The organism is Fundidesulfovibrio sp. (assembly GCF_058402725.1).
This window is the reverse complement of record NZ_JBZVFJ010000058.1, coordinates 1-4,098: the sequence shown is the minus strand read 5'-3', so window position 1 is coordinate 4,098 and position 4,098 is coordinate 1. Positions and strand designations below refer to the sequence as shown.

Below are 4,098 nucleotides of genomic sequence, written 5' to 3'. Positions count from 1 at the left end.
GGACGAGAAGGGGTGGGGGCCGGCTTGTCGCCTTTTTTTCGAACCCCCATCCACCGCCGCGGGAAACCCTTCAAACACCCAACCCCCGCCGGCAAGTCGCGGCGCGGCGTGGTCCGCCTGGAAGCCGAACACTCCGGGGGGGACGTGGTCATCCGCGTGGAGGACGACGGCCGGGGCATCGACCCGGCAAAGGTCCGGGCCAAGGCCGTGGAGCGCGGGCTCATGGCCCCGGATGCCGAATACTCCAACCGTCAGATACTGGATTTCATCTTCCAGCCCGGTTTCTCCACGGCGCGCGCCGTCTCCAGCGTGTCGGGCCGCGGCGTGGGCATGGACGTGGTCAAGCGCGTGGTGAACTCCATGCGCGGGCAGATCGAGCTGGATTCCGTCCCCGGGCGGGGCAGCACGGTGATCATCCGTCTGCCGCTGACCCTGGCCATCATCGACGGTCTCCAGGTGCGCGTGGCGGACCAGGGCTACGTGATGCCCCTGGACCTGGTGGAAGAATGCGTGGAACTGGAGCGCGCCTCCCAGAACCCCGAGGACAGGCGGCGCACCATCAACCTGCGCGGCGAGGTGGTGCCCTACGTGAGCCTGCGCGAATGGTTCGGTTTCAACGGCAGGCCTCCGGCGATCGAGCAGGTGGTGGTGCTCACGGTGGAGGGCTCGCGCCTGGGCATGGTGGTGGACCAGGTGGTGGGCGAGCACCAGACCGTGATCAAGAGCCTCGGCCCGGTGTTTCGCGGGCTGGAAGGCTTCTCCGGGGCCACCATCCAGGGCGACGGCACCATGTCGCTCATTCTCGACGTCAAGCGCATCGCGCGCCTTGCCCGGGGAGACGCCCCGTGAACGCCTCCCCCTCGGCCCCGGCACCCCCCCAGGGCGTGCTGCGTCCACGCAGCCTGACGGACCGCGAATTCAACCGCCTGGCCGAATTCATCTATTCCGAATGCGGCATCAAGCTTTCCACGGCCAAGAAGACCATGCTGGAAGCGCGGCTGCACAAGCGCCTGCGCACCCTCGGGCTCAACTCCTACGACGCCTACTGCGACTACCTCTTCACGCCCAGAGGCATCGAACTGGAGCTCATCAACCTCATCGATTCCGTCACCACCAACACCACGGAGTTCTTCCGGGAGCCCAAGCACTTCGACGTGCTCACCACCCGCGTCCTCCCGGAATTCGTCCGCCGCGCGGGCACGGGGCCGTTGCGGCTGTGGAGCGCGGGCTGCTCCTCGGGCGAGGAGCCCTACACCCTGAGCATCGTGCTCTCGGAGTTCATGGCCCGCAACCAGGGCTTCAATTTCTCCATCCTGGCCACCGACATCTCCACCCAGGTGCTCCGTCGCGCCATGAGCGGCACCTATCCCGAGGAACGGGTCAAGGGCGTGTCCTTCGAGTACAAGAAGCGCTACATGCTGCGGGGCAAGAACACCTGCGAGGGGCTCATCCGCTTCACCAAGGAGGTCAAGTCCCACATCCGCTTCGAGCGCCTGAACTTCATGGAGGAGTTCGCCTTCGACAAGCCGATGCACGTGATCTTCTGCCGCAACGTGATCATCTACTTCGACCGCAAGACCCAGGAAAACCTCCTCTCGCGGTTTTGCCAGTGCCTGGGGCCGGGGGGGCACCTGTTCATAGGCCATTCGGAATCCATAACCGGTATGAATTTGCCGCTGGAACCCGTGGCCCCTACGGTGTACAAGAGAATCTAGCGCCGGGCTGCCCATGCCGTTGATCCCGCGACCATCGCGCCCCTGCGCATTTCCGGCCCGGCCCGGACGTTTGAGCCGTTGCGTCGGCGCAATCCGGGCGGCCACAAGGACTCATCAGTGAAAAACGGCAAAATCCGCGTACTCATCGTCGACGATTCGGCCCTGGTGCGCCAGGCCCTGAGCGAGATCCTCTCCTCCGATCCCGACATCGAGGTGATGGCCACCGCAGCCGACCCCTACCAGGCCGCCGGACACATCGCCGAGGAAGTCCCGGACGTGATCACCCTGGACATCGAGATGCCCAAGATGGACGGGCTCACGTTCCTGCGCAAGATCATGTCCCAGCATCCCATTCCGGTGATCATCTGCTCCACGCTCACGGAGTCCGGCTCCGAAGCCACGCTGCGGGCCATGGAATACGGGGCGCTGGACATCGTCACCAAGCCCAAGGTGGGGGCCAAGCAGTTCATCGAGGAATCCCGCATCCGTCTTTGCGATTCCGTGAAGGCCGCCGCCCGGGCCAGGATCAGGGTGCGCCAGCCCGTGGCCGCCATCCAGGTGCAGCCCAAGCTCTCCGCCGACGCGGTGCTGCCAGGGCCCACCGGCAAGGCCATGTTCGGCACCACCGAGAAGGTGATCCTGGTGGGGGCCTCAACGGGAGGCACCGAGGCCCTGCGCGTGTTCCTGGAGGCTCTCCCGCGCGACTGCCCCGCCGTGGCCATCGTGCAGCACATGCCCGAGAACTTCACCGCCGCCTTCGCCAAGCGTCTGGACTCCATCTGCCGCATCACCGTCAAGGAGGCCCAGGACAACGACTCCATGCTGCGCGGCCAGGCGCTCATAGCGCCGGGCAACAAGCACATGCTCCTCAAACGCTCCGGGGCGCGCTACCTGGTGGAAGTGAAGGACGGCCCCCTGGTGCGCCGCCACCGGCCCAGCGTGGACGTGCTCTTCCGCTCCGGGGCGCGCTACGCCGGAAAGAACGCCGTGGGCGTGATCATGACCGGCATGGGCGACGACGGGGCCACGGGGCTCAAGGAGATGAAGGACGCCGGGGCCTACACCATCGCCCAGGACGAGGCCAGCTGCGTGGTGTTCGGCATGCCCCAGGAGGCCATCAAGCTGGGCGGCGTGGACAAGGTGATGTCGCTCGACGACATCGCCCGGGAAGTGCTGCGCTTCTGCGCGGCATAGGGGCGCGCCGTGGCCCGGGAGCTGGAAGCCAAGTTCGCCGCGGAGTCCCTGGCTGCCATGCGTCGCGCCCTGGAGGGCGCGGCCAGCCTGCGCAAGCCCCCGCGTTTCGAGGCCAACATCGTCTTCGACACCCCGGAAGGCACTTTGCGCGCCCGGGGGGAACTGCTGCGCCTGCGCCGCTGCGGAGAGGCCTTCACCCTTACGTGGAAGAAACCCGCGCCGGGCGCACCTGCCGGGGTGAAGTCCATGGACGAGGTGGAGAGCCGCGTGGCCGATTTCGAAGCCCTGCGGGCCATCCTCTCGGGCCTGGGCTATGCCGAGCGCCTGCGCTACGAGAAGGTGCGCGAGGTGTGGACCCTCCCGGACGCGGAAGTCTGCCTGGACCTCCTGCCCTTCGGGGAGTTCGTGGAGATCGAAGGGACGCCCGCTTCAATCGCCTCCACGGCGGAGCGCCTGGGGCTCTCCATGGACCAAGCCTGCGCCCTGACCTACCACGATCTCTTCCAGGAACACCTGGTCTCCCGAGGGCTGCCTCCAGCCGACAGCTTCGTCTTCTCGTCGGAGCAGAGGGAGGCTTTGCGCGCCCTGGGCCTGCCGGATTAGCCGCGCGTTCCCGGAGTCCTTCCGTGCGGAGTGTTGGAGCGAGCTCCCAAAAGCATTGATTCTGTTCCGGGAATCATGAGCATGGTTCCGGAGCCGCGTGACCGGCCGCCTTTGGCGCGCCCGCTCAGGCGGCGCTCGCCTGGGCCTGCTCCGGCTGCGTCAGGGGCAGCCGGATGATGAAGCGCGTGCCCGCTCCCGGGGCCGAGTCCACGTCGATGGTCCCTCCGTGATGGTGCACCACGATGAAGTAGGACACCGACAGCCCCAGGCCAGTGCCCATGCCCACCGGCTTGGTGGTGAAGAAGGGCTCGAAGAGCCGCTTGCGCACCTCCTGCGTCATTCCGGGGCCGTTGTCCTCGATTTCGATGCGCGCCCGGCCTTCCTCGCGCGCCGTCCGCAGCGTCAGGGTGGGCGAGGGTGTTTGGGCCATGGCCTGGGCCGCGTTGGTCAGGAGGTTCAGAAACACCTGCTGCAGTTGGTTCTCCAGGCAGTGCAGAGGCGGCAGTTCGGAGTCGTATTCCCTGACGATGCGGATGCTCCTGAAATCGTGGTTTCTGCGCACCTTCGAACTGTCCTACAAGGACCA

At 66.6% G+C, this 4,098-nt stretch carries 5 protein-coding genes; 4 read left to right on the top strand and 1 reads right to left on the bottom strand.

What is annotated here, in order from left to right; translation table 11 throughout:
* Window positions 1-108: 108 nt before the first annotated feature.
* The 4 genes from ACV4UX_RS09315 to ACV4UX_RS09300 all read left to right on the top strand — a co-directional run bounded on the left by ACV4UX_RS09315 (window position 109) and on the right by ACV4UX_RS09300 (window position 3,512).
* The gene (locus tag ACV4UX_RS09315; RefSeq protein WP_491593033.1) at window positions 109-849 is read left to right on the top strand and encodes a chemotaxis protein CheA; all 741 of its coding nucleotides are present in this window, start codon (window positions 109-111) and stop codon (window positions 847-849) included.
* A complete protein-coding gene (locus ACV4UX_RS09310) occupies window positions 846-1,715 on the top strand; it encodes a CheR family methyltransferase (protein WP_491593032.1) in 870 nt (289 codons plus the stop codon). The genes ACV4UX_RS09315 and ACV4UX_RS09310 overlap by 4 nt, the downstream gene beginning before the upstream one ends.
* A 117-nt stretch (window positions 1,716-1,832) precedes the next feature.
* Window positions 1,833-2,909, top strand: a complete 1,077-nt coding sequence (locus tag ACV4UX_RS09305) for a protein-glutamate methylesterase/protein-glutamine glutaminase (RefSeq protein WP_491593031.1) — start codon at window positions 1,833-1,835, stop codon at window positions 2,907-2,909.
* 9 nt (window positions 2,910-2,918) lie between these two features.
* Window positions 2,919-3,512 (top strand): class IV adenylate cyclase, encoded by a 594-nt coding sequence (locus ACV4UX_RS09300; protein WP_491593030.1) that lies wholly within the window; start codon window positions 2,919-2,921, stop codon window positions 3,510-3,512.
* A 124-nt stretch (window positions 3,513-3,636) separates the two neighbouring features.
* On the opposite strand, the gene ACV4UX_RS09295 is transcribed toward ACV4UX_RS09300, so the two are convergent.
* The gene (locus ACV4UX_RS09295) at window positions 3,637-4,074 is read right to left on the bottom strand and encodes a sensor histidine kinase (RefSeq protein WP_491593029.1); all 438 of its coding nucleotides are present in this window, start codon (window positions 4,072-4,074) and stop codon (window positions 3,637-3,639) included.
* Window positions 4,075-4,098: the final 24 nt, after the last annotated feature.